Origin of the sequence: Pelagibacterium lentulum (assembly GCF_003992625.1) — a bacterium.
Classification (GTDB): Bacteria; Pseudomonadota; Alphaproteobacteria; order Rhizobiales; family Devosiaceae; genus Pelagibacterium; species Pelagibacterium lentulum.
The window spans coordinates 166461-188221 of record NZ_RZMW01000048.1 but is presented as its reverse complement, the minus strand read 5'-3'; the positions used below and the strand labels follow the sequence as shown (position 1 = coordinate 188221).

Here is a 21761-nt window from a genome sequence, read left to right as displayed (position 1 = left end):
GCACGTTCATTGCCTGGCGACTTTCTCGTACAATTAGCGCAAAAACATATCGAATATGCGGATCGCACGGTGTAGGCTGCGCGAAAAGAAAAATGTACCAACTAGAACATTATGGGAGGATTCCATGCTCAGTATCGGCGTAATTGGCGCGGGTCTGATTGGTCGCAAGCACATTGCGCGAATCAAAGCACATCCCGATTTCAATCTGACAGGCATTGCCGACATGGCGGTGGAGGCTGTGTCCAGAGATTTTCCCGGTGTCGCAGTATTCACCGACTACAAGGAACTTCTGGCACAACAGGATCTTGATTGCGTAATCATAGCCTCACCCAACCAACTTCACGCGGATATGGGCATCGCTTGCGCAGAAGCGGGCATTCACACGATCATAGAAAAGCCTGTGACCGACAGCCTTGCCTCAGCAAACGCGCTGATAGAGGCCGTATCGAAGTCAGGCATCAAAACGCTGGTCGGCCATCACCGCAGGCACCATCATCAGGCCGATGTGCTCAAGGCAGAAATGGCCCGCCCGGAATTTGGCTCCCTGGTCGGAGTCTCCGGGGTCTGGGCAACGCATAAGCCCCGATCCTATTTCGATGCCGCGCCCTGGCGCTCCCAGCCGGGCGGCGGCGTTATCCTTATCAATCTCATCCATGAAATTGACTTTCTTCGCTTTACGGCAGGTGAAATTGCCTCCGTCAGTGCGGTGGCATCAAGCACTCGCCGGGGCTTTGCTGTCGAGGACACGGCCGCGCTGCTGATCGAGTTTGAAAGCGGCGCGCTTGGCACCTTCCTTTTGTCCGATAGTGCGGTGTCGCCCTGGACCACCGAGCAAGGCGTGGGCGAGTCGGTGGAATTCCCCTTCTCTGGCCAATCGAGCTATCGTTTTCTGGGCTCGCATGGAGCGCTGGAATATCCCGAGGTTGTTCGCTGGACCCAAGCTAACGGCGTGCAGAACTGGAACGAACCCGTGCTCTCCAGATCGATCTTCACCCAGCGGATCGATCCCTATGTCGCGCAACTGAACCATTTCCGGGACGCTATCGAGGGCAAGGTGCAATCGCGGCAGCCTGTGGAAGACGGCGTTCGTACGCTTGCTGCAACGCTGGCGGTTTCGGAAGCCGCCCGCACCGGCGAAAAGATCGAAATTAGCGAGTTCTATCCGACAAACTAATCCAGATGCCGGTCCATTATTCCTCTGGTCGTTTCAATAAAGCGCTCGGCGAAGCCTGAAAGTGCGGTGTCCCGCCGGGTAGCAACATAGGTTTGGAAATGCGTGTCCTCCTTGATCGGGATGACCCGGAGCCTGTCATTGCGCATCCCGGCAATCGAAAAGGAATCCAGCACGGCCACGCCCGCCTGCCGTTCGACAAGCGCGGCGACCGTGGTTCCGAAACGTGCCTTTATAGGGATATTCATTTGCAGACCGTGCTGCCGGAACAGGTCAGCCATGATCCGCCCGTAAGGGTCGTTGGGGTCGATCCCGATGAGCGGATAGCGCGCAATCTCCCGTACGGAGATGCTGTCACGCCCTGCCTCCGCATGGCTGGGCGGCGCGATGAACACGAGCTTGCCACGGGATAACGGCTCGAACACGATAGACGGATGATCGAGCCGGTAGCTCATGAAAATCACCTCTCCGCGCTCGAGCATAAGGTAGTCAATCGCTTCTTCGATCTTGAGCAGTTCGATATTGAAATGCAGTTCGGGATAAAGCTTTTGCATTGCCACGACTGCGCGGGGCACCATGACCTGCGCAAGCGAGGGCACCGAGCCGATGCTCAATTCCACATCATGTCCGCGATTGAGCTTTGTCAGCATGATCTGCAGGTCATCGACCTTGCGATGCACATCGTTGATCTGCCTGAATACCCCTTGCGCTTCTTCCGATGGCGTGTAGCGCCCTGACCGCTTTACGAACAGCTTGATACCAATGCTGGCTTCGATGTGCTTCATTGTCCGGCTAATGCCCGGTTGGGACACATTGAGCAGTTTGGCGGCTCCCGCAATGGACCCGGCCACCATAATGGCGCGCACAATTTCGATCTGGCGCAAGGTCAACATCAAAAACACTCCCATTCCGATCCAAAATCATAACATCTTGTTATATGAAGCGCCAGAATGGGTATTTGTGTTAGCGCTCGCCGTTCGCTAATGTCTCTTTACATGTATGGCAAGAGGCTCTGCCAACTGAGGTTACAAGCCGATCAAAGAGTTAGCTTAACACTCTGGCTGAAAAGACTTTTTGGGGAGATCGCAAGCGAGCGCACATTTCCGGCAAGGGGAGCAGCCGCTTGGCATACATTCTATCAGTTTCAAAATGGATTACGGGAGGAACACTTATGATCCGCAAATATGTAATCGCTGTCGGCTTTGCTGCAACGGCTTCCGTTGCCTTCGCGCAGGATTACCCTGAGCGTGAAGTGCTTGGTGTCATCATGTGGGGCGCCGGTGGCGCAACGGACGTCGTGGCACGCGCAGTTACACCTGCTGCCGAAGAAGCCCTTGGCACCTCGATCGTCATGCTCAACCGTGCAGGCGCCAGTGGCGCAATCGCCACAACCTATGTGGCGACCGCACCTGCCGACGGATATACCTTGCTCTACGGCGCAGAAAACCCCCAGCTTTACGGTGTCACCGGCCTTTCCGATCTCGATTATCGCGATTTTTATCCGGTCAATATTCTGGGTCGCGGCATCGGCGTGATCGTCGCCGGACCGGATGCTCCATGGGACAGCATGGCCGATCTGATCGAAGACGCCCAAAGCCGTCCGGGTGAAATCCGCATGGGCTCGACCGGTCCGGGCGGCATTCCGTTCACCATTGGCGCCATGATGAATTCGGTTGTCGATTATGACGTTACGGCAGTTCCCTTCGAGGGCGAAGGCCCCGGCCTTACCGCGCTGCAGGGCGGCCATGTCGACTTCATGCCTGTCGGCGCCTCAGCCGCTGCCGACCTGATCGCTGCCGGAACGGTCAAAGCACTGGCTGTATTTGATACCGAAGAAGTCGATGCGCTGCCGGGCGTACCACCCATCACCGACGACTTTCCGGAATTGGAAAGCCTGCTGCCATGGGGACCGTTCTATGGCGTCTGGGTGCGTCAGGACACACCCGACGACATCAAGACCACGCTGACTGAGGCTTTTGCAACGGCAGCAGCGGGTGAAGATTTCCACCGCATCATGTCTGCACGCTCCAATATCGTGATGAATATTTCCGGTGACGAAGCGCAAGCGTTCCTCGACCAGTGGCAGTCGGCAACCACTTGGGCGCTTTACGATGTCGGCGCCGCAGAAAACTCGCCGGAAGATTACAACATTCCGCGCCCGTAAATACTCAGAGCATTGCCCCGGTGCCCTTGCTTGGGCGCCGGACCTTTTTTGGTGAGGAGATCGACCATGACATCGCCAAGCGAAAATCCGGCTATCGATCCGCTGCTTTCGACCGAACGCGGAAGACTGCCGGGCGAAATCATATTCGCTTTTCTGGGATTGGTTCTCAGCCTTGTGCTCGGCTATCAGGCCTGGACGATTTCGGGCTTTTCAGGCCTGTCGACGGCAGGCATCTTTCCCATGCTCGCCACCGGCACCATGGTGATAAGCGCGCTTTTCGTTGTCATGGGCAACGTCAGAAACAATCCTGAATACCAGGACAATTGGCTGACCATGTTCTTTGCCGATGTCCTGGCGCCGCGCATTATCGTGTTTGCCGTCTTGATGACGGCATATCTCTTTGCCCTGCAGCCTCTTGGCTTTGTCATTTCGTCCTTCCTGTTCCTCTTTGCAGGCATGGCGTTCCTTTATCGCCGCCGTTACCTCATGCTGCTTGCGCTGAGCGCCGCTGCGATTGCCGTCGTTTATCTGTTGTTCCGCTATGTCTTTGTCGTGATCCTGCCACGCGGGATTTTCCTCTGATGGACGCCCTCTCCTATTTCTTCATGGCATGGCTCGACCCGCGCCTTCTTATGCTCACGGCAATCGGGACATTTGCCGGCATCTACGTTGGCGCAATTCCGGGCCTGTCGGTAACGATGGCGGCCTCGATCCTTATTTCATTCACCTTCACCTGGGACACCAACAGCGCCCTGGCTCTTATTGCGGGTGTTTTTCTGGGAGGCGTTTACGGCGGCTCGCGCACGGCCATCCTGCTTAACATTCCCGGTGCGCCGAGTGCTGTCGCAACGGCTTTGGATGGCTACCCTCTCGCCCAGCGCGGCGAGGCTGGTAAGGCCATCGGGCTTGGCACGGTCATGTCCGTTATCGGCGGGTTTGTCGGCATTATTGCGCTGGCCTTTGCAGCGCCGGTGATTTCCAGCTTCGCACTCATGTTTGCGCCACGCGATTATCTGCTGATTGCCATTATCGGCATCCTGCTGGTGGGTTCGCTTGCGTCGAGTTCTCTGGCAAAAGGGATATTCGCGGCAGCCCTTGGCGTCGTGATCGGTCTTGTCGGCATGGACCCCATGACAGCGCAGGCCCGGTTCACGTTCGGCAACTTCAACCTCATGGGCGGCATTTCCTATGTCGCGGCCATGATCGGCTTTTTCGGCGTTGCCGAAGTGCTCTATCAAATGCGCACCATCGACGCCGCCTCGGTCAAGCAGAAGATCGGCCGGATGCTGCCGGAATGGTCGCTGATCCGGAAATATATTCCACTATCGCTGCGATCTTCGGCCATCGGCGTAACCATTGGCGCCCTGCCCGGCACCGGCGGCGACATCGCATCGCTCATGGCTTACGATCAGGCCAAGCGAACGGTCAAAAATCCTTCCCGCCCCTTTGGCAAGGGCGCATATGAGGGACTTGTGGCCCCGGAATCGGCCAACAACGCTGCAGTGGGCGGCGCCTACATCCCCATGCTGACTTTGGGCATACCGGGCGATGCGGTGACGGCAATCATCATCGGCGCACTTTACATTCATGGGCTGCGGCCCGGTCCGTTGCTGATGGTGGAAACGCCACACCTATTCTGGTTCGTTGTGGGCAGCCTGACTCTGGCGAACATCTTCCTGCTCATTTTCGGACTGGGTGGTATCAGGCTGTTCGCAAAAATGGTGGAATTGCCCAAGGGCATAATCCTGCCGCTGATTGTGGTTCTGGCGGTGGTTGGCACGTTCGCGGTGCAAAATAGTATCACCGACGTTTACTGGATGCTGGCCTTCGGGATCGTGGGCTATTTCCTCAAGGTTTACGGCTTCCCTGTGGCTCCGATCATTCTGGGCATTATCCTTGGCCCCTTGATGGACCTCTCCTACAGACGCGCCATGATTTCGGTCCGCGACGATCCGGGGCGCTTCTTGCTTGAATTCATCACGAACCCGTTGTCGCTGGTCCTTACGCTGTTTTTCCTTCTGATTGTGATCAGCCAGACGCCTATATGGAAAAGGCTGTGGCAGTTCAGGGCAAAGAGCGCATGACGATAACCGGCACGACACGCTTTTATCCCCTGATCGGCTACCCCATTGTGCAGGTCAAAACACCTCCGCTCATAAACGGCTATTTTGCCGAAAAGGGGATCGATGCGGTCATGATCCCGCTAGAGATCGACCCGCAAGGTGCGAGATCGTTTTTTGAAAATCTCCGGCATTGGTCCAATTGCGGCGGATGTTCGATCACAATTCCGCACAAGCAGGCGGCATTCGAGGCGATGGACACGCTCACCCCGAGGGCGAGACTAAGCCGGTCGGTCAATACCGTGCGGCGAGACGCCGAGGGCCGATTGCACGGCGATATGACCGATGGCGCAGCATTCGTTTCAGCGCTGACAGCCAACGGCTTCGATCCCACCGCAAAGCACGCCGCAGTAATTGGTGCGGGCGGAGGCGCAGGGGCTTCAATATGCGAGGCGCTCTGTGCCGCCGGCGTGGCAAGCCTTGTGGTCATTGAGGCCGATGCGAGGCGGCGCGACACAATTGTTAAAGCGCTAGGTGATCACTACAGCGATGTTACGCTGTCATCGCGCATAGACGATGCGGCGTCCATGAATCTACTCGTCAACGCGACGCCGCTCGGAATGAAGCCGGACGATCCTCTGCCCTTCGATCCGGCAAACCTGCCGCCCGGTGCGATGGTCGCCGACGTTGTGACCAAGCCGGAGATAACACGGCTGCTCGAAGCTGCGCAGGTACGCGGCCTGCCGATCCAAACGGGCATGGATATGGCACGGGCGCAACTCGGGCATCAAATCGATGCCTTAGGCATTTCGTCTCTATCGTGACCAATTGCAAACCAAAGGCCCTGACATGAAAACGTCCATTGCCACCGTTTCGATCAGCGGCGATCTGCGCGAGAAGATCGCTGCAATTGCCGCCGCCGGATTCGATGGCGTCGAAATCTTCGAGAACGACTTGCTGGCCTTTGATGGAACACCTGCCGACATCGGCCGGATGGTGCGCGACCACGGCCTCGCGCTTACGCTTTTCCAGCCGTTTCGCGATTTCGAGGGCATGCCCGAGCCCCAGCGCAGCCGAACCTTCGACCGGGCCGAGCGCAAATTCGACCTGATGGAAGATCTGGGCGCCGATCTTGTTCTCGTTTGCTCCAACGTTTCTCCCGCCGCGCTTGGCGGTATCGACCGCGCTGCCGACGATTTTCGCGAGTTGGGCGAGCGGGCCGCAAAGCGCAATTTACGGGTCTGCTATGAGGCGCTGGCCTGGGGCCGTCACGTCAACGATCACCGCGATGCCTGGGAAATCGTGCGCCGCGCTGACCATCCCAATGTCGGGCTGGCCCTCGATTCCTTCCATACGCTATCGCGCAAGCTTGACCCGGATTCGATCCGCTCGATTCCCGCGGACAAGATTTTCATCGTTCAGCTTGCCGACGCACCCCAAATGGATATGGACCTGCTCTATTGGAGCCGCCATTACCGCAACATGCCCGGCGAGGGCGATCTGCCGGTGCCAGAATTCATGCAGGCGGTCGCCAGCACAGGGTTCGATGGCTATATCTCGCTAGAAATCTTCAACGACCAATTCCGCGCCGGTTCGCCACGCGCCATTGCGCTCGATGGCTGGCGTTCGCTCGTCAATCTCATGGATACCGTTCGCCGTCGCGAACCCGAACTTGCCATTTCGCTTCCCGCCATGCCGCCGCGTATCGAGGCCAAGGGCGTGGCCTTTGTCGAATTCACCGCCAACGAAACCGAAGCCAGCGAACTTGCCGGATTGTTTCGCGGGCTGGGCTTTGCCAAAGCCGGGCAGCACATCTCCAAGGACGTGACGCTCTGGCGGCAACCTGGCGCCGACAGTTCCGGCGTCAACCTCATCATCAACACCGAACGTGAGGGCTTCGCGCATGCGGCCTATTCCGTACATGGCACATCGGTTTGCGCTTTCGGTCTTACCGTGGCCGATGCGCAGGCGACCATCGAGCGCGCACAAGCGCTCGGAGCGCAGTCTTACCAGCAGGCGGTCGGGCCGAAGGAATTGCAGATTCCGGCAATCCGCGGTGTGGGCGGCGGGTTGATTTATTTTCTGGATGAAACCACTGAACTCGCAAAGGTCTGGGATGTCGAATTTACGCCTGTAAACGCCGGGGACACGCCACCGAAACCAGCCGGACTTTCCGGGATCGACCACCTGGCCCAGACCATGAATTACGAGGAAATGCTGAGCTGGCTGCTCTTTTACACCTCGATCTTTGCAACAGGCAAAACGCCGATGGTCGATGTTGTGGATCCGGGCGGCCTTGTGCGCTCACAGGCGATCGAAAACGAGAACGGTTCGCTCCGCATCACCCTTAACGGCGCTGAGAACCGCCGCACGCTTGCCGGCCGCTTTATTGCGGAGAGTTTTGGGTCAGCCGTTCAGCACATTGCCTTTGCAAGCGAAGACATCTTCGCAACGGCAAAAGCGCTTTCTGAAAATGGGATGGCGCCGCTGGAAATCTCGCGCAACTACTATGACGATCTGGAAGCCCGGTTCGGGCTCGAACCGGAATTTGCCGAACGTCTGCGCGAAAACGGCATCATGTATGACCGCGACGAGAATGGCGGTGAATATTTCCAGCTCTATAGCCCCAATTATGGGGAAGGCTTCTTCTTTGAAATGGTAGAGCGACGCGGCGGCTATTCCGGCTATGGCGCCAACAACGCCCAGTTCCGCATCGCGGCCCAGAAGCGGCAGTTGCCGCCCAAGACCATTCCCAAACTTTGAATAAGCGGGTGGCTGGACCCCCGCCCTTTTTCAAAGCGGCAGTTTCAGTCCATCGGCCATAGCCAGAAGATCGTCCTTGGCACCGGGTGCGGCTGCCAGAATGGCATCGCCCTTGGTCAGATCGCCATGCTCGGCATAGGGCATGACGTATCCGCCTGCTTCTTCAATGAGGAGAATAGCCGCAAGGCAATCCCAGGCATTGATGTGGGGCTCGAAATAGCCTGCAAGACGGCCTGCCGCGACGTAGGCCAGCATCAGCGCGCCCGAACCGTTGCGGTAGAACATGCCGCGCGCCGACATCAGCCGCTGGGTGAACGTAACGATGTAGTGCTCGGGGATGCGATAATTGGCGCCCATCCCAATCAGCCCGTCCTTCACGCCGCGCACCGGGTCAACAAAAATCTGCTGGTCATTCAGCCACGCACCGCCGCCCTTTACGCCGTGATAGAAATCGCGCGCCCGCGGCGTATCGATGGCGCTGGCAATGGTTTTTTCTCCATCATGCACGGCAATCGAAACGCACCAGTCCGGCAGGCCCATCACGAAAGGGCTGGTGCCGTCGATAGGATCAATGATCCACGTATAGCCGGTTTTTGTCGGCACCGGCGCGTGTTCTTCGCCCATTATCCCGTCATCGGGAAAGGCGACGGCGATCTGCTCGCGGATCAGCGTTTCCACATTGCGGTCGGCAATCGACACCACATCCTGCGGATTGGCTTTGGCTTCAATCGTCAATACATCGCGGCGCAGGAAATAGTCGAGGGCCAAGGCCCCTGCTTGCTTGGCAATGGACTTTACGGCGATGTGGCGGGCTTGGTGATCGGGATGTATGGCGGATTGGAGCAAGGATATTCTTTCAGGTTTTTGCTTGGTCCAGATCAGTAGCGAACCCGGAAGGTTTCGACAAGATATTCGTCGTCCACGCCAAATTCTCTTCGTTTTCGCCCGAAAATCGCCCTCGCCCCTATTGCATAGACTCGATTTGTCATACTAGCATTTGAAACATGTTAGGTTTCTCCTCGCTGCACTCATAATTTCCAATCATAAATCGCGCAGCAGGACTCGTTCTAATTGGATAGTCCATTGAATAGCGATGCCATAGGCAGCGCGGCAAAACGGCGTGAAAAGTTTGCCGGCAATGCACTCGATCATGTTCAGGCTGCAGGCTGGGGACGTGGTCTCAATACCATTTGGCGCATTACCCGCATGGCGCTCCGCCATCCCTGGCAGGTAAGTTTTGCCATAGGCTCGACATTCATTGCCGCCTCACTGCAATTGCTGATCCCTGTTCTGCTGGGCCGCGCTGTCGACCAAACGCAAACGGTCGTGACCGGCGGCAGTGCCGGGTCCGCAGCGGAGACAGCATTGCTGGTGACAGCCTTGCTGCTTCTGGCCACCAGTGTCGCTCGCGGCATTTTCACTATGTTTCAGAACTACTTTTCTGAGTCAGTCGGTCATCACACCGGCTATGAATTGCGCTTGGCTGTGTACGAAAAAATCCAAAGGCTTAGCTTTTCATTCCATGACAAGGTGCATTCGGGCGATCTGATTACCGTTGGCATGCTGGATCTTGAAGGCGTACGCATGTTCTTCTCCACCGGGCTGGTGCGCATTTTCCTGTTGGGAGTGCTGATCGGCGTCGGAGCATATCTGCTGTTATCCACCGACCCGATGCTCGGATTTCTCGCCCTGAGTTTTGTGCCATTCGTCGCCTGGCGCTCGTCGGTCGCCCAGATCCGGTTGCGTTTGACATGGCGTGAATTGCAGGAGCGCCTGTCTGTGCTCACCCGCATTATGGACGAAAACCTTGGCGGCATCCGCGTTGTTCGGGCCTTTGCCGCACAGGCCTACGAGATGGCCAAGTTCGACAAGGCCTCGAAATTCGCGCTCGATCTCGCCCATAGCCGTGTAGGCATTCGGGTCAGAAATACCAGTGCCATGACCTTTTCCTTCTTTGTTGCAATGGGGCTCGTCCTGCTTGTCGGTGGCAATAAGGTTGTCGCTGGTGAAATTACCGTGGGCACGCTAACAACCTTTCTGACCTTTATGACCATCCTGCAAATGCCTGTCCGGCAGCTTGGCATGATGGTCAACGCATTTGCTCGGGCTTCGACCTGTGGGGGGCGGCTGTTCGCGCTGCTCGATCTCGATATCGCGGTGAAGGATAAACCGGGCGCCAAACCGCTGGCCGTTACTGACGGAATCGTGCGCTTTGACAATGTGACGTTCAAATATCCCGATGCGCCGGAAAAGACCGTGTTGCGCAATATCAGCTTTGAGGCGCGACGCGGCCAGACCGTCGGTATTGTCGGCCCTCCAGGCAGCGGAAAGTCGACAATCGCGCACTTGCTGCCCCGCTTTTATGATGTCGCCGAAGGCGCAATCACTGTCGACGGCCAGGACATTCGTGACGTGACGCTGGCCTCGCTTCGGCAGGCAGTAACGGTCGTTCAGCAGGATTCATTCCTGTTCACCACCACAATCGAAAACAACATTGCCTATGGCGACCCATGGGCTCAGGAGCAGCGCGTGGAACGCGCAAGCGAATCTGCGCAACTGCACAATTACGTGCTCGGCCTGCCACAAGGCTATACGACGGTTGTGGGTGAGCGCGGCGTATCGCTTTCGGGTGGGCAGCGTCAGCGTCTCTCTATTGCGCGCACGCTCATGCTTCACCCCAGTATAATGGTGCTCGATGACTCAACGGCGGCCATCGACGCTGCAACCGAGCAGCGCATCCGCCATGCCATGCGCGACTATGCGAAGGATCGCGTTACACTGATTATTGCGCATCGCCTCAGTTCCCTGATGCATGCAGATCTGATCCTCTTCATCGAGAATGGCGAAATTGTCGAGCGGGGCACGCACGACGAATTGCTCGCAAAAGGCGGTCGTTATCGCGCTCTGTACGATCTGCAGGTACGCCCAGGCGACGGAATTCTGGAAATAGCCGGAAAGACCGACAATGGCTGAAGAACTTGAAGCCGAACGCAACGATATTCGCGACGATGGCCGGCGACCGCCCCGCGCTACCGTTGGTTCATACCGCGTTGAAGAGGAGATGTTCGGTAAAGTCTTTGACGGCAAGGTTCTTGGCCGCATATGGCAGTTCGTCAGGCCCTACAAGATCCAGATGTTTATCGCGGTTGCAGCGGTTCTGATCTTTACCGGCACGCAACTGCTCATCCCGCTCATCGTCCGCTATGCCATTGACAATGGCATGACCCCGACCGGCATCGACCAGAATGCGCTGCTCATTTCCGTCGGCCTTTTCGCAATCGTCATCCTGATAAACTATGCCGCCAGCTTTGTGCAGGAGTCCGTTGTCGGCAAGGCGGCGGAAAATGTGCTGTTCGACATGCGCCGCGCCATGTTCTCGCATCTGCAGCGCGTTTCGCTGTCCTTTATGGACAAGACAGAGGTTGGCCGGCTGATGAGCCGGTTGCAGGGCGACGTCAATTCCATGCAGGAGTTTTTGGAAACCTCCGTGCTTTCGGTTGGCGACATTGCGCTGCTGTTCGGCATCGTTTTTGTAATGCTGTGGCTGGACTTCTCTCTCGGCCTGCTAACGCTTTCCGTGCTGCCCGTGCTGTTCATCGTTCGCATTTTCTGGCTGCCGCGTGCGCGCAAGGCGTTCATGGCCGCTCATGAAGCCAATTCCGTTACAAATGGTGCGTTGGCTGAAGCCATTCATGGGGTGCGCGCGGTACAGTCGATGGACCGCCAGCATGTCAACTTCACGCTCTATAATGACAAGGCTACAGCCAACCTTCGCGCGCACCTGACCGCATCAAAATACGCTCAGGTCATGGTTCCCATTGTGGACAGCCTGACCGGCCTGGCGATGGCGATGGTCGTTGTGATTGGCGGCTCCATGGTCCTCAATCGCGGATTGGACGTGGGTGTCATGGTTGCCTTTCTCTTTTATATCCAGCGCTTTTTCGATCCGATCCGCTCATTGACGCTGCAATATTCGGTCATGCAGCGTGCTATGGCTTCGGGTCAGCGCATTACCGAAGTCATGGATGTCCGCGTGGACATTACCGATGCAGAAGACGCCGAAGAACTTTCGCCCGACATGGACGGCTCGGTCAGTTTCCGCAATGTCAGCTTCGGATACGAGTTGAACCAGCCGGTCCTCAAGAATGTAAGCTTTGAGGTCAAACCCGGCGAAACCGTTGCGCTTGTCGGGCCCACCGGCTCCGGCAAATCCAGCGCCATGGCGCTGATCCATCGCTTTTATGATGTGCAGTCGGGCCAGATTCTGGTTGGCGGCAAGGATGTTCGCTCGGTCACGCAAGACTCATTGGGTCAGCAGGTCGCAATGGTCCTGCAGGAGCCGTTCCTTTTCACCGGCACAGTCTTTGAAAATATCCGCTATCACAAGGCAGATGCCAGCCGGGAAACCGTCATCGAGGCAGCCAAGGCAGTCGGCGCGCATGATTTCATAATGGCTCTGCCCGATGGTTATGACAGCGAACTGGACGAGCGCGGCGGTAATCTTTCGCTGGGGCAGCGCCAGCTCATCAGCTTTGCGCGCGCTCTTGTTGCCGACGCGAAGATACTCGTGCTGGACGAAGCAACGGCCAATATCGATTCCTATACCGAAATGTTGATCCAGAAAGCACTTGTCAAACTGCTTGAAGGACGCACCGGCCTCGTGATTGCTCACCGGTTGGCAACAATTCGCGGCGCCGACCGGATCATCGTTTTGCAGAATGGCGAGGTGATGGAAACCGGAAACCACGACCAACTCATCGCGGCCAAGGGGCTTTATTCCAAGCTCTACAATCTCAACTATGCCTCGTTTGACGACATACCCGAGAGCGCGCTGGCCGAAGCGCGGGCCGCACAAAGCGCGACCTGAACTCAATCGCCAATCGGGTGCAGCGGGTCGGTAATTTCGGTCGTTGCAAGGCTCTGCCGCACGCGACGGAGGCGCTCCAGCACCGGTGGCCCCAGCGTTTCGGCCGTGGACATGGCGAGAATGTCGAGCACGGCAAGCAGGGCGTACCGGCTCGAAGAAGGCTTATAGAGATTGCCGTCTTCCTGAAAGTGGAACGGTACAAAGTCGTCGACCATCTCGGCCAACGGACTGCCGGGTACAGTTATCGCCAGGGTATGCGCGCCATATTGCTTGCCGATCACAACGGCGTCGGTGACAGAGCGAATACGGCCCGAGATCGAAAAAGCGACAATCACCGATCTGTCCGTAACCACCGACGCGCTCATGCGTTGAAGCTGAGGGTCGGCATAGGCGCATGAATTGAGCCCCAGTCGGAACAGCCGGTTATGCAACTCGGTTGCAGCCATGGAGGACGACCCGCCGGTTCCGTAAATCAGTATCTGCTGGGCTTCTGCGAGGGTCTTGCCCAGCGCCGCGATATCGATGCTTGCAAGCGCCACGCTTATGAGATCGAGCGCTGCGTGGGCACGCCCGCACACGGCTGAAATAATCTCATTGCCATCATGATGCTGCCCTGGCCCCACCGACCCGCCGGGCCGCAAATAGGCCCCGCCAATCGCAAGCGCCTGGGCCATATGCACTTTCATCTCGCGTGTTGTCTGGAAACCGAGTGCTCTTGCTAATCGCGTTACCGTAGGCTCGCTAACTTCCGCGCGGCGTGCAATCTCGGTCATAGAAGCATGGGTAGCAAAATGCAGGTCCTCGAGAATAGTTTCGATAAGGCGCGTTTCCGCACCATGGCCATGTCCCAGCCTGGCTTTGAGCCGCGCAATGATGTCCACGCGCCGATCCGGCTCGGCCTGTATGGTCATGGTCCCAGTCTTTCCCCCGATTCTGCAGCGAACAGATGCACATGCGCCGTGCTCACGGTCAAGCGCATGATGTCATTTGGCCGTATCTCCAGCCGGTCGCGGAAAACGCACCGCACAGGGTGATCTTCCAGCATTCCATAGACAAGCGTTTCCGGCCCGGTGGGCTCGATTACCTCGACATGCAGGCGCAGTGGTCCATTGGGGTCGACGCTGTAGTTTTCTGGACGCACCCCGATCGTGAGCGCCGTTCCCTCCGCTGCATCGATAGCCGCAACAGGCAATACACCGCCGCTTTCAAACCGAACTGCTGGTCCATCATTGTTGGTCACATAGGTTGCGGGTACGAAGCTCATGGCAGGCGAACCCAGAAAACCCGCAACGAAGCGATTGGCCGGTCTGTCATAAAGCTCAAGCGGCGCGCCGATCTGTTCGATGCGCCCGCCATTCATGACAACGATGCGATCCGCCATGGTCATGGCTTCGATCTGATCATGTGTCACATAAATGATGGTTGTTCCGAGCTTCTGGTGCAGCGCCTTGATCTCAGTCCGCATGGCAATCCGCAGTTTGGCATCGAGGTTCGACAATGGCTCGTCGAACAAGAACACCTTCGGATCGCGCACAATAGAACGGCCCATCGCAACGCGCTGGCGCTGGCCGCCCGAAAGCTGGCCAGGTGCGCGGTCCAGATACTGGCTCAAATTGAGAATGTCCGAAGCCTTCGCAATCCGTTCCTTGATTGCATCGCTCTTTTCGCCCCGAATACGCGGGCCAAAGCTGATATTGTCCTTGACGCTCATATGCGGAAACAACGCATAAGATTGGAACACCATCGAAATATCGCGCTTTTGCGGCGGCACATCATTGGCGCGCACGCCACCGATCACAAGATCGCCGCCCGAAATGTCTTCCAGGCCCGCCACCATACGCAAAAGCGTTGACTTACCGCACCCTGATGGCCCGACCAGCACCAGAAATTCTCCATCCTTGACCTCAAGAGAAAGGTCAGGAATGACGGTGACATTTCCATAGCGTTTTGTGATCTGGGTGAGATTCAACTCAGCCATCAGTGTTCCCTCTCTGGTGCGATAGCGTCAAGAAAGCCAAGGTTGGAGGCCATCAGCCCGCAATCGACGGCAAGTGTGGTTCCAGTAATGCCACTGGCAAAGGGCGAAGCCAGAAATGCAGCAGCATTGGCCACTTCAACCGGCTCGACCATGCGCCCCAGTGGATAGAGTTTCGATACCGCCTTGCCGATGCCCGGATCGCGCTCAAACCGATGATCCCAGGCCTTTGTGCGGATTGAGGCCGGGGCTATCGCATTGGCACGGATGCCATACCTTCCCTCTTCCGTCGCAATGGCGCGCATCCACGCCTCCAGCCCGCCTTTTGCAGCGCTATAGGCAGGATTGCCGAAATGAGCATGGGCATTGACCGACGAGATAAAGACAAAGGACGCCCCGTTTCTTCCGGCCCGCTCTCGCATTGCCGGAAGTAGGGCGCGTGAGAGCAAAGCCGAACTCGTGAGATTGAGATGCAGTTCATGAGCAAAATTTTCGTCGTCGACGTCGGCAAGTGTTTCTGCCCGCGTCCAGCCCAGATTGCTGATCACAGCCTGCGGCACGCCGCCCGCAAGCGTATCGTTCACCGCATGGCGCAACGCTTCCTTGTCGGTCAAATCGACAACGACAGCTTCATGCGCGCCCAGTTGAGCGAGCGCGTCGCCATCGATATCGTAGGCAATCACAGTTGCGCCCAGTGCCGAAAACACCTTTATCAACGCGCGCCCGACGCCGCCCGCAGCACCTGTCACAAGCACCCTCTTGCCAGAGTAATCCAACATCTATGCGCGTCTCACACCAAGTCTGTTTCCTTGTCTTGAAGTGTGTCAGCCTCAATGTAAAAAATCAACATGGTTCAGTGAAATCACTTGCAAATTACGCTATTATGAAAAAAACTAACATTCTCCATGAGGGGCGTTTGCGCGCTTTGGAAACGCCCGAACGCAATGGAAATGAACAAAGAGAGGATGCATCATGTCATTGAATTGGATAAAGAGCGCCGCGCTAGCAGGTGCCGCTGTCGCGGTGCTGGCCAGTGCCGCGCAAGCCCAGAACATTCGTGTAACCGTGGCGGAATACAGCTCGCTCACCGGCCCATACTTCCAGGACGCCGCAGCAGCCTTTGAAGAAGCAAATCCGGGCACTTCGGTCGATATCGAAGTTGTGCCGTGGGACGTTCTCCTGCAAAAGCTGACCACCGACATTTCCGGTGGCGTCAATGCCGACCTTTCGATCATCGGCACGCGCTGGCTTATCGATTTTGTCTCCGAGGGCATCGCAGCGCCGCTCGACGAATTCATGGATGACGAGTTGACCAGCCGGTTCATCCCCGCCTTCCTTGAGCCCTCGATCATGGACGGGCAAACCTATGGCCTGCCCATCGCCGCTTCGGCGCGCGCAATGTACTACAATACCGAACTGTTCGAGCAGGCCGGAATCACCGAAGTCCCCGATACATGGGAAGAGTTGAAGGCGGCGGCTGAAGCTATCGGCGCATTGGGCGACGACATTTACGGCTTTGGCATGCAAGGCAATGAGATCGAAACGGACGTCTATTTCTATTATGCATTCTGGTCGCAGGGGGGCGAGCTCCTCAATGAGGACGGCACATCGGGCCTCGATTCCGAAGCGGGTTATGCAGCGGCAGCGCTATATAAATCGCTGATCGATGAAGGCCTGACCCAGCCGGGTGTAACGTCTTATTCGCGCGAAGATGTGCAGAATCTCTTCAAGCAGGGCCGCGTGGGCATGATGATTACCGCGCCGTTCCTGTCCAACCAGATTCGCGATGAAGTGCCCGATCTGGGCTATGGCGTTGCCGCAATTCCGGCCGGCCCCAATGGCGACCGTGGCACTTATGGCGTCACGGACTCCATCATCATGTTCGAGAATTCACAGAACAAGGAAACGGCTGCGGAATTCCTCGATTTTATCTTCACCCACGACTGGCGCGTACGCTTCACTGACGGCGAAGGCTTCCTGCCGGTGCTTGCATCGGTTGCCGAAGACTCGGCCTTTGCGGACGATCCGGACCTGAGCGCCTTTACAGCGCTCCTGCCCGATGCCCGTTTTGCTCCCGTCATTCCGGGCTGGGAAGAAATTGCCTCGATCACTTCCGATGCGCTGCAGAACATTTATCTCGGCGAAGTGGAAATCGAACCGGCCCTCAATCAGGCTGCCGAACGGATCAACGCGATCCTCGACTAATCAGCCTAGGTCTCTCCGGGGCATGTCCTCCTGCCCCGGAGAGCATTCCGCAATCTTGTTGCTCATCATGTGGTATAGGGTCGTATGAACCGGTCAGTGCTCACCAATCCATATGTTCTGATTGCGCCAGGCTTCTTCCTCGCTGCGTTCATTATCCTCTGGCCACTTTACGAGCTTGGCACAATCGCAATGAGCGATGTCAATCGCTTCGGCCAGATTCGCGGCTATGCCGGGTTCGACAACTTCTTGTCAGTCTTCCGCGATCCTGAGTTTCTGGGCGCGCTGGCGCGAACGGGAGTATGGACTCTCGGCATTGTCTTCGGCGCCATACTTATTGGACTGCCGGTCGCAATGATCCTCAATGAAGATTTCTATGGCCGCTCTGTTGCGCGCGTGATTGTCATGCTGCCGTGGGCAATATCGCTGACCATGACGGCGATCGTCTGGCGCTGGGCACTCAACGGCGAAAGCGGATTGCTCAATTCCGGCTTGCGCACAATCGGTGTGATCGACACCAATGTTCAATGGCTGGCGCAAGCTGCGACGGCCTTCCCCATGCAGATCATGATCGGGATACTCGTCACGATCCCCTTCACGATCACCATTTTCCTTGGCGGCCTGTCCTCGATTCCCGACGACCTATATGAAGCGGCTAAGTTGGAAGGCGCAAATGGATGGCAGATTTTCCGCGAGATCACGCTGCCGCTCCTAAAGCCGTTTATCAATATCGCTGTGGTGATGAATACGATTTACGTGTTCAACTCGTTCCCGATCATATGGGCGACCACCCAGGGCGGACCGGCAAATAGTACCGATATTCTCGTTACTTATCTCTATAAGCTCGGATTTAGATTCGGGCGACTGGGCGATGCTTCGGCGCTGTCGATAATGATGTTCGCCCTGCTGCTCGTTTTCACAATCATCTATGTCCGGCTTGCGATGCGGGGAGATGACAAATGAGTTTCAAACTGTCGCGCAAATGGCGCCGCACCATCATCTCATGGTTGCTTTTATCGCCGCTCATCATCCTCGTCCTGTTTCCTTTCGCGGTGATGCTAATAACTGCGCTCAAGCCGCCGGGAGAAGTGCTGCGGCCTAACTGGTGGCCCAGTGAGTTCCGATGGTCGAACTTCATTACCATGTGGGATGCGACCAATTTCGGTCGCGCATTGTGGAATTCGATCTATGTAGCATTTCTTTCGACCGCGATTGCTTTGGTCGTTTCGATCCCTGCTGCCTATGCGATGAGCCGCTTCCGCTTTGCCGCCAAGGGCTTTTTCAGGCAGTTCCTTCTGATTTCCCAGATGCTCAGCCCCATCGTTCTGGTGATTGGGTTGTTCCGGCTGGTTGTGTGGCTCGGATTGCTCGACAACGTCAATTCCGTGGTATTTGTGTATGCTGCCTTTGCCATCGCTTTCACCGTCTGGATGCTGCAGAGCTATTTCGCAACCATTCCGAAAGACCTTGAAGAAGCCGCGTGGATCGAAGGCGCCTCGCCCTGGCAGGCCCTAATTACGGTCTTTTTGCCACTCGCGCTGCCAGCTATTACCGTTACCGCAATCTTTGCCTTCATCAATGCGTGGAACGAGTTCGTCATTGCGCTGACGATGCTGCGCAGCCAAGACAGCTATACGCTGCCCATTCAGGTCTTCTCGCTGGTCGCTGGACGCTACACGATCGAGTGGCATCACGTCATGGCTGCAGCCTTTGTCGCGACCCTGCCGGTGGCTATCGTCTTTGCATGGTTGCAGCGCTATCTCGTGCGTGGACTGGCTCTCGGCGCAGTAAAATAAAAAGGAGGGGCACTGCCCCTCCTCCACGATCCTTAATTTTCCGGCTGGTCAGTTGCGGACTGCTGCGGTCGCGGCGCCGATCCAATCCAGCCGTGGCGCCGGAATAAGCCCGTAATTGTAGAAGTTAAGTCCGTCGCATCCCGCTGCCTTAGCTACAATGGCCCTGCTGGCGAGATCGTCGCTTGAAACGATCTCTGGATAAAAGACACGCAATCCGCCAATGAGCCACTTGTCCGGCCCAATAAGTGCGCGCACTTCGCTCACCATAGCCGTAATGGCCGAAGGTTTCTGATCATAAAGGGAAAGCAGCAGACCGTCACAGGCCTTAGCGATTTCGGCGTTATCCATGCCCTCCCGCCAGTCCTCCACGCCGGTGATTGCGACGATTTCGCTGTCGGGATGTGCATTTGCCTTGATTTCAGCCACAAGGCTGGTCACGGGCGTCGTGCGCCAGATCAGATAGGCGCGAAGCGCCGGATAGCGTGCGAAAGCCTCTATCCCCTTGGTGGGAAAATCCGGGAATTGCACCTGCGGGACTGCCCGATTACAGGCCGCCGCGATCAGCGTCTTGACGGTCTCACGCGCTGCTTTCGCATCAATACCAGCAGCGCTGGCCGCTGCCATGCAATGATCGCAAAAGCAGATCGAAAGCAGGAACTCGTCCTCGGGATTGAGCCCCAGCCCGTCTTTTTCGTGATGATAGCCATGGTCGAACCCCATGAACCCCGGCGTTTCCAGTTCTACGACCTTTGGTCGGTAACGCTTTGTCATGTCGGCCACCAGCGTCACCGCATAGTCGCGGACCGCCGGGCTTGAGGGGCACAGGCTGAAATAATTGGGATCGCCAAAGGCACTGCGCGTCACGTGACCGGGATGCTTCATCCCAAGCCGGGTGTTGTGCAGGCACACAGTCCAGGCGGAAGGCGCCACGCCGCTATTCTCGCGCTGACCATCGAGCCTGGCCAGCATATCCTCTTCTTCGTTCACATGGTCGGCAACGAGAGGAACGATCTCCTTGCCTTCCCACAGGCTGTCATCGGATTGGAAATAGATGGTGCCGTCCTGCGGAAAATAGGACTTGCGCCTGGGGCTACGCGGCTGGAGGAAATGTCCGGCATGATAGGATGCAGAAAGGCTGACCGAGTTAACGCCTGTGCGTTCTTTCGCCTCAGCCAAAAAATTCTCGAACCCGACATCGGCAATATCCCATGGATAGGTCCAGAGCGAGAGATGCACAGTGTCCTCCTTGGTATGCTATTGCGCAGCCTTTGGCGCCCCTAATCCCAACGGGTCGGAAACACGCGGCCAGATATTGCGCTGCATTTTTTTGTAATCGGTCTTGGTCGGGTCGACCGGATAGGTCGACGGCGCTTCGATATAGATAATTTCGCTCGAAACAGGATCGAACCCGGCAAAGAAATGGTTTGTGGATTTGATCAGCAGAATGTCTTTTTCTGCGAAATTCACGCCCATGTTGGTGAAAATATCGGGCTCATAGGTCTGCGTTCTCGTCGAAATCAGAACAATATCGATGTCCGTTCCGACGATGCGAACCGTCGCCGCGCGGCCCAGCGTCACCCGCGAGGCGCGGAAACTTTGCCAGCCGGGATCGGCCAGGTGCAGTACTTCGATTTCAACGTCAACCGGCTCTCCAGCCTCTTTGCTAACCTTGCCGCCAAGCCGCATTTTCAGCCGCGCGCCCTGCCCTGCTGCATGGCAGAACATCACCGCGACGGGGTCCCAAATGGTGCCGACGCCAACCTTGTTTGCCCCGCGCTCGATGAGCGCCTTGAGGATATGCGTACCATCGCCTGCACAACCGCCGCCCGGATTGTCCCATATATCGGAGATCGTTACGGGTTTTCCTGGGGTTGAACCGATCTTGGAAAGAACAAGGTCGAGGCCGTCGTCGAGATTGTGCAACGGCATGGAGGTTGAGCCGCGCATGCGATAGAGCGCCTCGCCAAGTTCACGCGCAAGCGCATCGCCCTTTTCCTTGTCATTATCGGTGACAACGAGAATCCGTGTTCCCATTTCCGGCACGTCACCGGCCATAAAGCCGTGGATGACCGAAACCGACAGCACGCCATCCTTGCCTTCGAGTTCGTGTATCTGGTCGACAAATCCGCGCATCGGCTGCTGGCTTGTGGGATAAATGCCGATCATCTCGCAGTCATAAACCGACATCACCGGCTCGATTTCCCCGCGCATGGCACGCAGCGAAAGCTCAACCACATGCTCACCGCGTTCGTAAAAATCGGTATGGGGAAATTCGAGAAAGGCCGCTGCAAGATCCAGCGCATCGACACGCTTGGCCGTCAAATGGCTATGTGGGTCGAACTCGGCGCCCACGAATATATCAGGGCCGACGATTTCGCGCACCCGTGCCAGCAGATCGCCTTCGCAATCGTCATAGCCTTGCGCCACCATTGCTCCATGCAAGCCAAGCACAACGCCATCGACCGGCAAGGCTGCACGAAGCTGCGCCAGTATCTCATCGCGCAGGGACTCATAGGCGTCTTTCTTGATCAACCCGGCCGGTTCCGCCCAACTTGAAGAGCCTTCAATGACCACCAACCCTTCCCTCTCGGCCAGTCGGCGCAGAATAAGCACCGGAGAGGAACAAAGAGTCGGTGTATCGGGGTGTTTGCCCGGCCCGGCATAAAAGGCGGCCTCAAAGGCCGCACGATCTGTCGGCACCGGTGAAAACGTGTTGGTCTCGGTTGCCAGTGAGGCCGTGAATATACGCATGGGTCAAAATGC

At 57.0% G+C, this 21761-nt stretch carries 18 protein-coding genes; 11 read left to right on the top strand and 7 right to left on the bottom strand.

Annotated elements, in window-relative coordinates; translation table 11 throughout:
- Window positions 1-124: 124 nt before the first annotated feature.
- Complete coding sequence (locus EO133_RS19355) at window positions 125-1174, top strand: Gfo/Idh/MocA family protein (protein WP_127074291.1); 1050 nt, start codon at window positions 125-127, stop codon at window positions 1172-1174.
- On the opposite strand, the gene EO133_RS19350 is transcribed toward EO133_RS19355, so the two are convergent.
- Window positions 1171-2067, bottom strand: a complete 897-nt coding sequence (locus EO133_RS19350; protein ID WP_127074409.1) for a LysR family transcriptional regulator — start codon at window positions 2065-2067, stop codon at window positions 1171-1173. The two genes, EO133_RS19355 and EO133_RS19350, sit on opposite strands and share 4 nt — an antisense overlap.
- A 275-nt stretch (window positions 2068-2342) precedes the next feature.
- Between EO133_RS19350 and EO133_RS19345 the strand changes: the two genes are divergently transcribed.
- From EO133_RS19345 to EO133_RS19325, 5 genes are all read left to right on the top strand, one after another.
- Window positions 2343-3335, top strand: coding sequence for a Bug family tripartite tricarboxylate transporter substrate binding protein (locus EO133_RS19345; RefSeq protein WP_127074290.1), 993 nt, complete (start codon window positions 2343-2345; stop codon window positions 3333-3335).
- A gap of 66 nt (window positions 3336-3401) precedes the next feature.
- On the top strand, window positions 3402-3917 hold the full coding sequence (locus EO133_RS19340; RefSeq protein ID WP_127074289.1) for a tripartite tricarboxylate transporter TctB family protein: 516 nt from the start codon (window positions 3402-3404) through the stop codon (window positions 3915-3917).
- On the top strand, window positions 3917-5419 hold the full coding sequence (locus EO133_RS19335) for a tripartite tricarboxylate transporter permease (protein WP_127074288.1): 1503 nt from the start codon (window positions 3917-3919) through the stop codon (window positions 5417-5419). The genes EO133_RS19340 and EO133_RS19335 overlap by 1 nt, the downstream gene beginning before the upstream one ends.
- Entirely contained in the window at window positions 5392-6219 is an 828-nt protein-coding gene (locus tag EO133_RS19330; RefSeq protein WP_164735107.1) for a shikimate dehydrogenase family protein, read from the top strand. The genes EO133_RS19335 and EO133_RS19330 overlap by 28 nt, the downstream gene beginning before the upstream one ends.
- A 25-nt stretch (window positions 6220-6244) precedes the next feature.
- Entirely contained in the window at window positions 6245-8158 is a 1914-nt protein-coding gene (locus EO133_RS19325; protein WP_127074286.1) for a bifunctional sugar phosphate isomerase/epimerase/4-hydroxyphenylpyruvate dioxygenase family protein, read from the top strand.
- A 30-nt stretch (window positions 8159-8188) separates the two neighbouring features.
- Here EO133_RS19325 and EO133_RS19320 read toward each other — a convergent pair whose 3' ends face one another.
- The gene (locus EO133_RS19320; RefSeq protein ID WP_244640746.1) at window positions 8189-9004 is read right to left on the bottom strand and encodes an inositol monophosphatase family protein; all 816 of its coding nucleotides are present in this window, start codon (window positions 9002-9004) and stop codon (window positions 8189-8191) included.
- Between the two features lie 237 nt (window positions 9005-9241).
- Here EO133_RS19320 and EO133_RS19315 point away from each other — a divergent pair, with 237 nt between their 5' ends.
- Both EO133_RS19315 and EO133_RS19310 read left to right on the top strand, forming a co-directional pair.
- Window positions 9242-11131 carry an ABC transporter ATP-binding protein gene (locus EO133_RS19315; protein WP_127074285.1) on the top strand — a complete coding sequence of 630 codons (1890 nt, stop codon included), beginning with the start codon at window positions 9242-9244 and terminating at the stop codon, window positions 11129-11131.
- Window positions 11124-13025: an ABC transporter ATP-binding protein gene (locus EO133_RS19310; protein WP_127074284.1), complete on the top strand. Its 1902-nt coding sequence runs from the start codon at window positions 11124-11126 to the stop codon at window positions 13023-13025. The genes EO133_RS19315 and EO133_RS19310 overlap by 8 nt, the downstream gene beginning before the upstream one ends.
- A 2-nt stretch (window positions 13026-13027) precedes the next feature.
- Here the strand turns inward: EO133_RS19310 and EO133_RS19305 are convergent, their stop codons facing one another.
- The 3 genes from EO133_RS19305 to EO133_RS19295 are packed head-to-tail and all read right to left on the bottom strand — an operon-like array spanning window position 13028 to window position 15779.
- A complete protein-coding gene (locus tag EO133_RS19305) occupies window positions 13028-13936 on the bottom strand; it encodes a MurR/RpiR family transcriptional regulator (protein WP_127074283.1) in 909 nt (302 codons plus the stop codon).
- Window positions 13933-15003, bottom strand: a complete 1071-nt coding sequence (locus tag EO133_RS19300; RefSeq protein ID WP_127074282.1) for an ABC transporter ATP-binding protein — start codon at window positions 15001-15003, stop codon at window positions 13933-13935. Before EO133_RS19300 ends, EO133_RS19305 begins: the two co-directional genes overlap by 4 nt.
- Window positions 15003-15779: an SDR family oxidoreductase gene (locus tag EO133_RS19295; RefSeq protein ID WP_127074281.1), complete on the bottom strand. Its 777-nt coding sequence runs from the start codon at window positions 15777-15779 to the stop codon at window positions 15003-15005. The genes EO133_RS19300 and EO133_RS19295 overlap by 1 nt, the downstream gene beginning before the upstream one ends.
- 193 nt (window positions 15780-15972) lie before the next feature.
- Here EO133_RS19295 and EO133_RS19290 point away from each other — a divergent pair, with 193 nt between their 5' ends.
- The 3 genes from EO133_RS19290 to EO133_RS19280 all read left to right on the top strand — a co-directional run bounded on the left by EO133_RS19290 (window position 15973) and on the right by EO133_RS19280 (window position 18998).
- A complete protein-coding gene (locus EO133_RS19290) occupies window positions 15973-17205 on the top strand; it encodes an extracellular solute-binding protein (RefSeq protein WP_127074280.1) in 1233 nt (410 codons plus the stop codon).
- An 84-nt stretch (window positions 17206-17289) separates the two neighbouring features.
- On the top strand, window positions 17290-18165 hold the full coding sequence (locus EO133_RS19285) for a carbohydrate ABC transporter permease (RefSeq protein WP_127074279.1): 876 nt from the start codon (window positions 17290-17292) through the stop codon (window positions 18163-18165).
- Window positions 18162-18998 (top strand): carbohydrate ABC transporter permease, encoded by an 837-nt coding sequence (locus EO133_RS19280; protein WP_127074278.1) that lies wholly within the window; start codon window positions 18162-18164, stop codon window positions 18996-18998. The genes EO133_RS19285 and EO133_RS19280 overlap by 4 nt, the downstream gene beginning before the upstream one ends.
- A 48-nt stretch (window positions 18999-19046) precedes the next feature.
- Here the strand turns inward: EO133_RS19280 and EO133_RS19275 are convergent, their stop codons facing one another.
- Window positions 19047-20234, bottom strand: a complete 1188-nt coding sequence (locus tag EO133_RS19275; RefSeq protein ID WP_127074277.1) for a hypothetical protein — start codon at window positions 20232-20234, stop codon at window positions 19047-19049.
- 18 nt (window positions 20235-20252) lie between these two features.
- A complete protein-coding gene (locus EO133_RS19270; protein WP_127074276.1) occupies window positions 20253-21749 on the bottom strand; it encodes a M81 family metallopeptidase in 1497 nt (498 codons plus the stop codon).
- Window positions 21750-21761: the final 12 nt, after the last annotated feature.

Coding starts and splice junctions, on each gene's coding strand:
- EO133_RS19355 (WP_127074291.1), top strand. CDS start 125: ATGCTCAGTATCGGCGTAATTGGCGCGGGTCTGATTGGTCGCAAGCAC.
- EO133_RS19290 (WP_127074280.1), top strand. CDS start 15,973: ATGTCATTGAATTGGATAAAGAGCGCCGCGCTAGCAGGTGCCGCTGTC.
- EO133_RS19325 (WP_127074286.1), top strand. CDS start 6,245: ATGAAAACGTCCATTGCCACCGTTTCGATCAGCGGCGATCTGCGCGAG.
- EO133_RS19335 (WP_127074288.1), top strand. CDS start 3,917: ATGGACGCCCTCTCCTATTTCTTCATGGCATGGCTCGACCCGCGCCTT.
- EO133_RS19280 (WP_127074278.1), top strand. CDS start 18,162: ATGAGTTTCAAACTGTCGCGCAAATGGCGCCGCACCATCATCTCATGG.
- EO133_RS19285 (WP_127074279.1), top strand. CDS start 17,290: ATGAACCGGTCAGTGCTCACCAATCCATATGTTCTGATTGCGCCAGGC.
- EO133_RS19340 (WP_127074289.1), top strand. CDS start 3,402: ATGACATCGCCAAGCGAAAATCCGGCTATCGATCCGCTGCTTTCGACC.
- EO133_RS19295 (WP_127074281.1), bottom strand. CDS start 15,779: ATGTTGGATTACTCTGGCAAGAGGGTGCTTGTGACAGGTGCTGCGGGC.
- EO133_RS19310 (WP_127074284.1), top strand. CDS start 11,124: ATGGCTGAAGAACTTGAAGCCGAACGCAACGATATTCGCGACGATGGC.
- EO133_RS19270 (WP_127074276.1), bottom strand. CDS start 21,749: ATGCGTATATTCACGGCCTCACTGGCAACCGAGACCAACACGTTTTCA.
- EO133_RS19300 (WP_127074282.1), bottom strand. CDS start 15,003: ATGGCTGAGTTGAATCTCACCCAGATCACAAAACGCTATGGAAATGTC.
- EO133_RS19345 (WP_127074290.1), top strand. CDS start 2,343: ATGATCCGCAAATATGTAATCGCTGTCGGCTTTGCTGCAACGGCTTCC.
- EO133_RS19305 (WP_127074283.1), bottom strand. CDS start 13,936: ATGACCATACAGGCCGAGCCGGATCGGCGCGTGGACATCATTGCGCGG.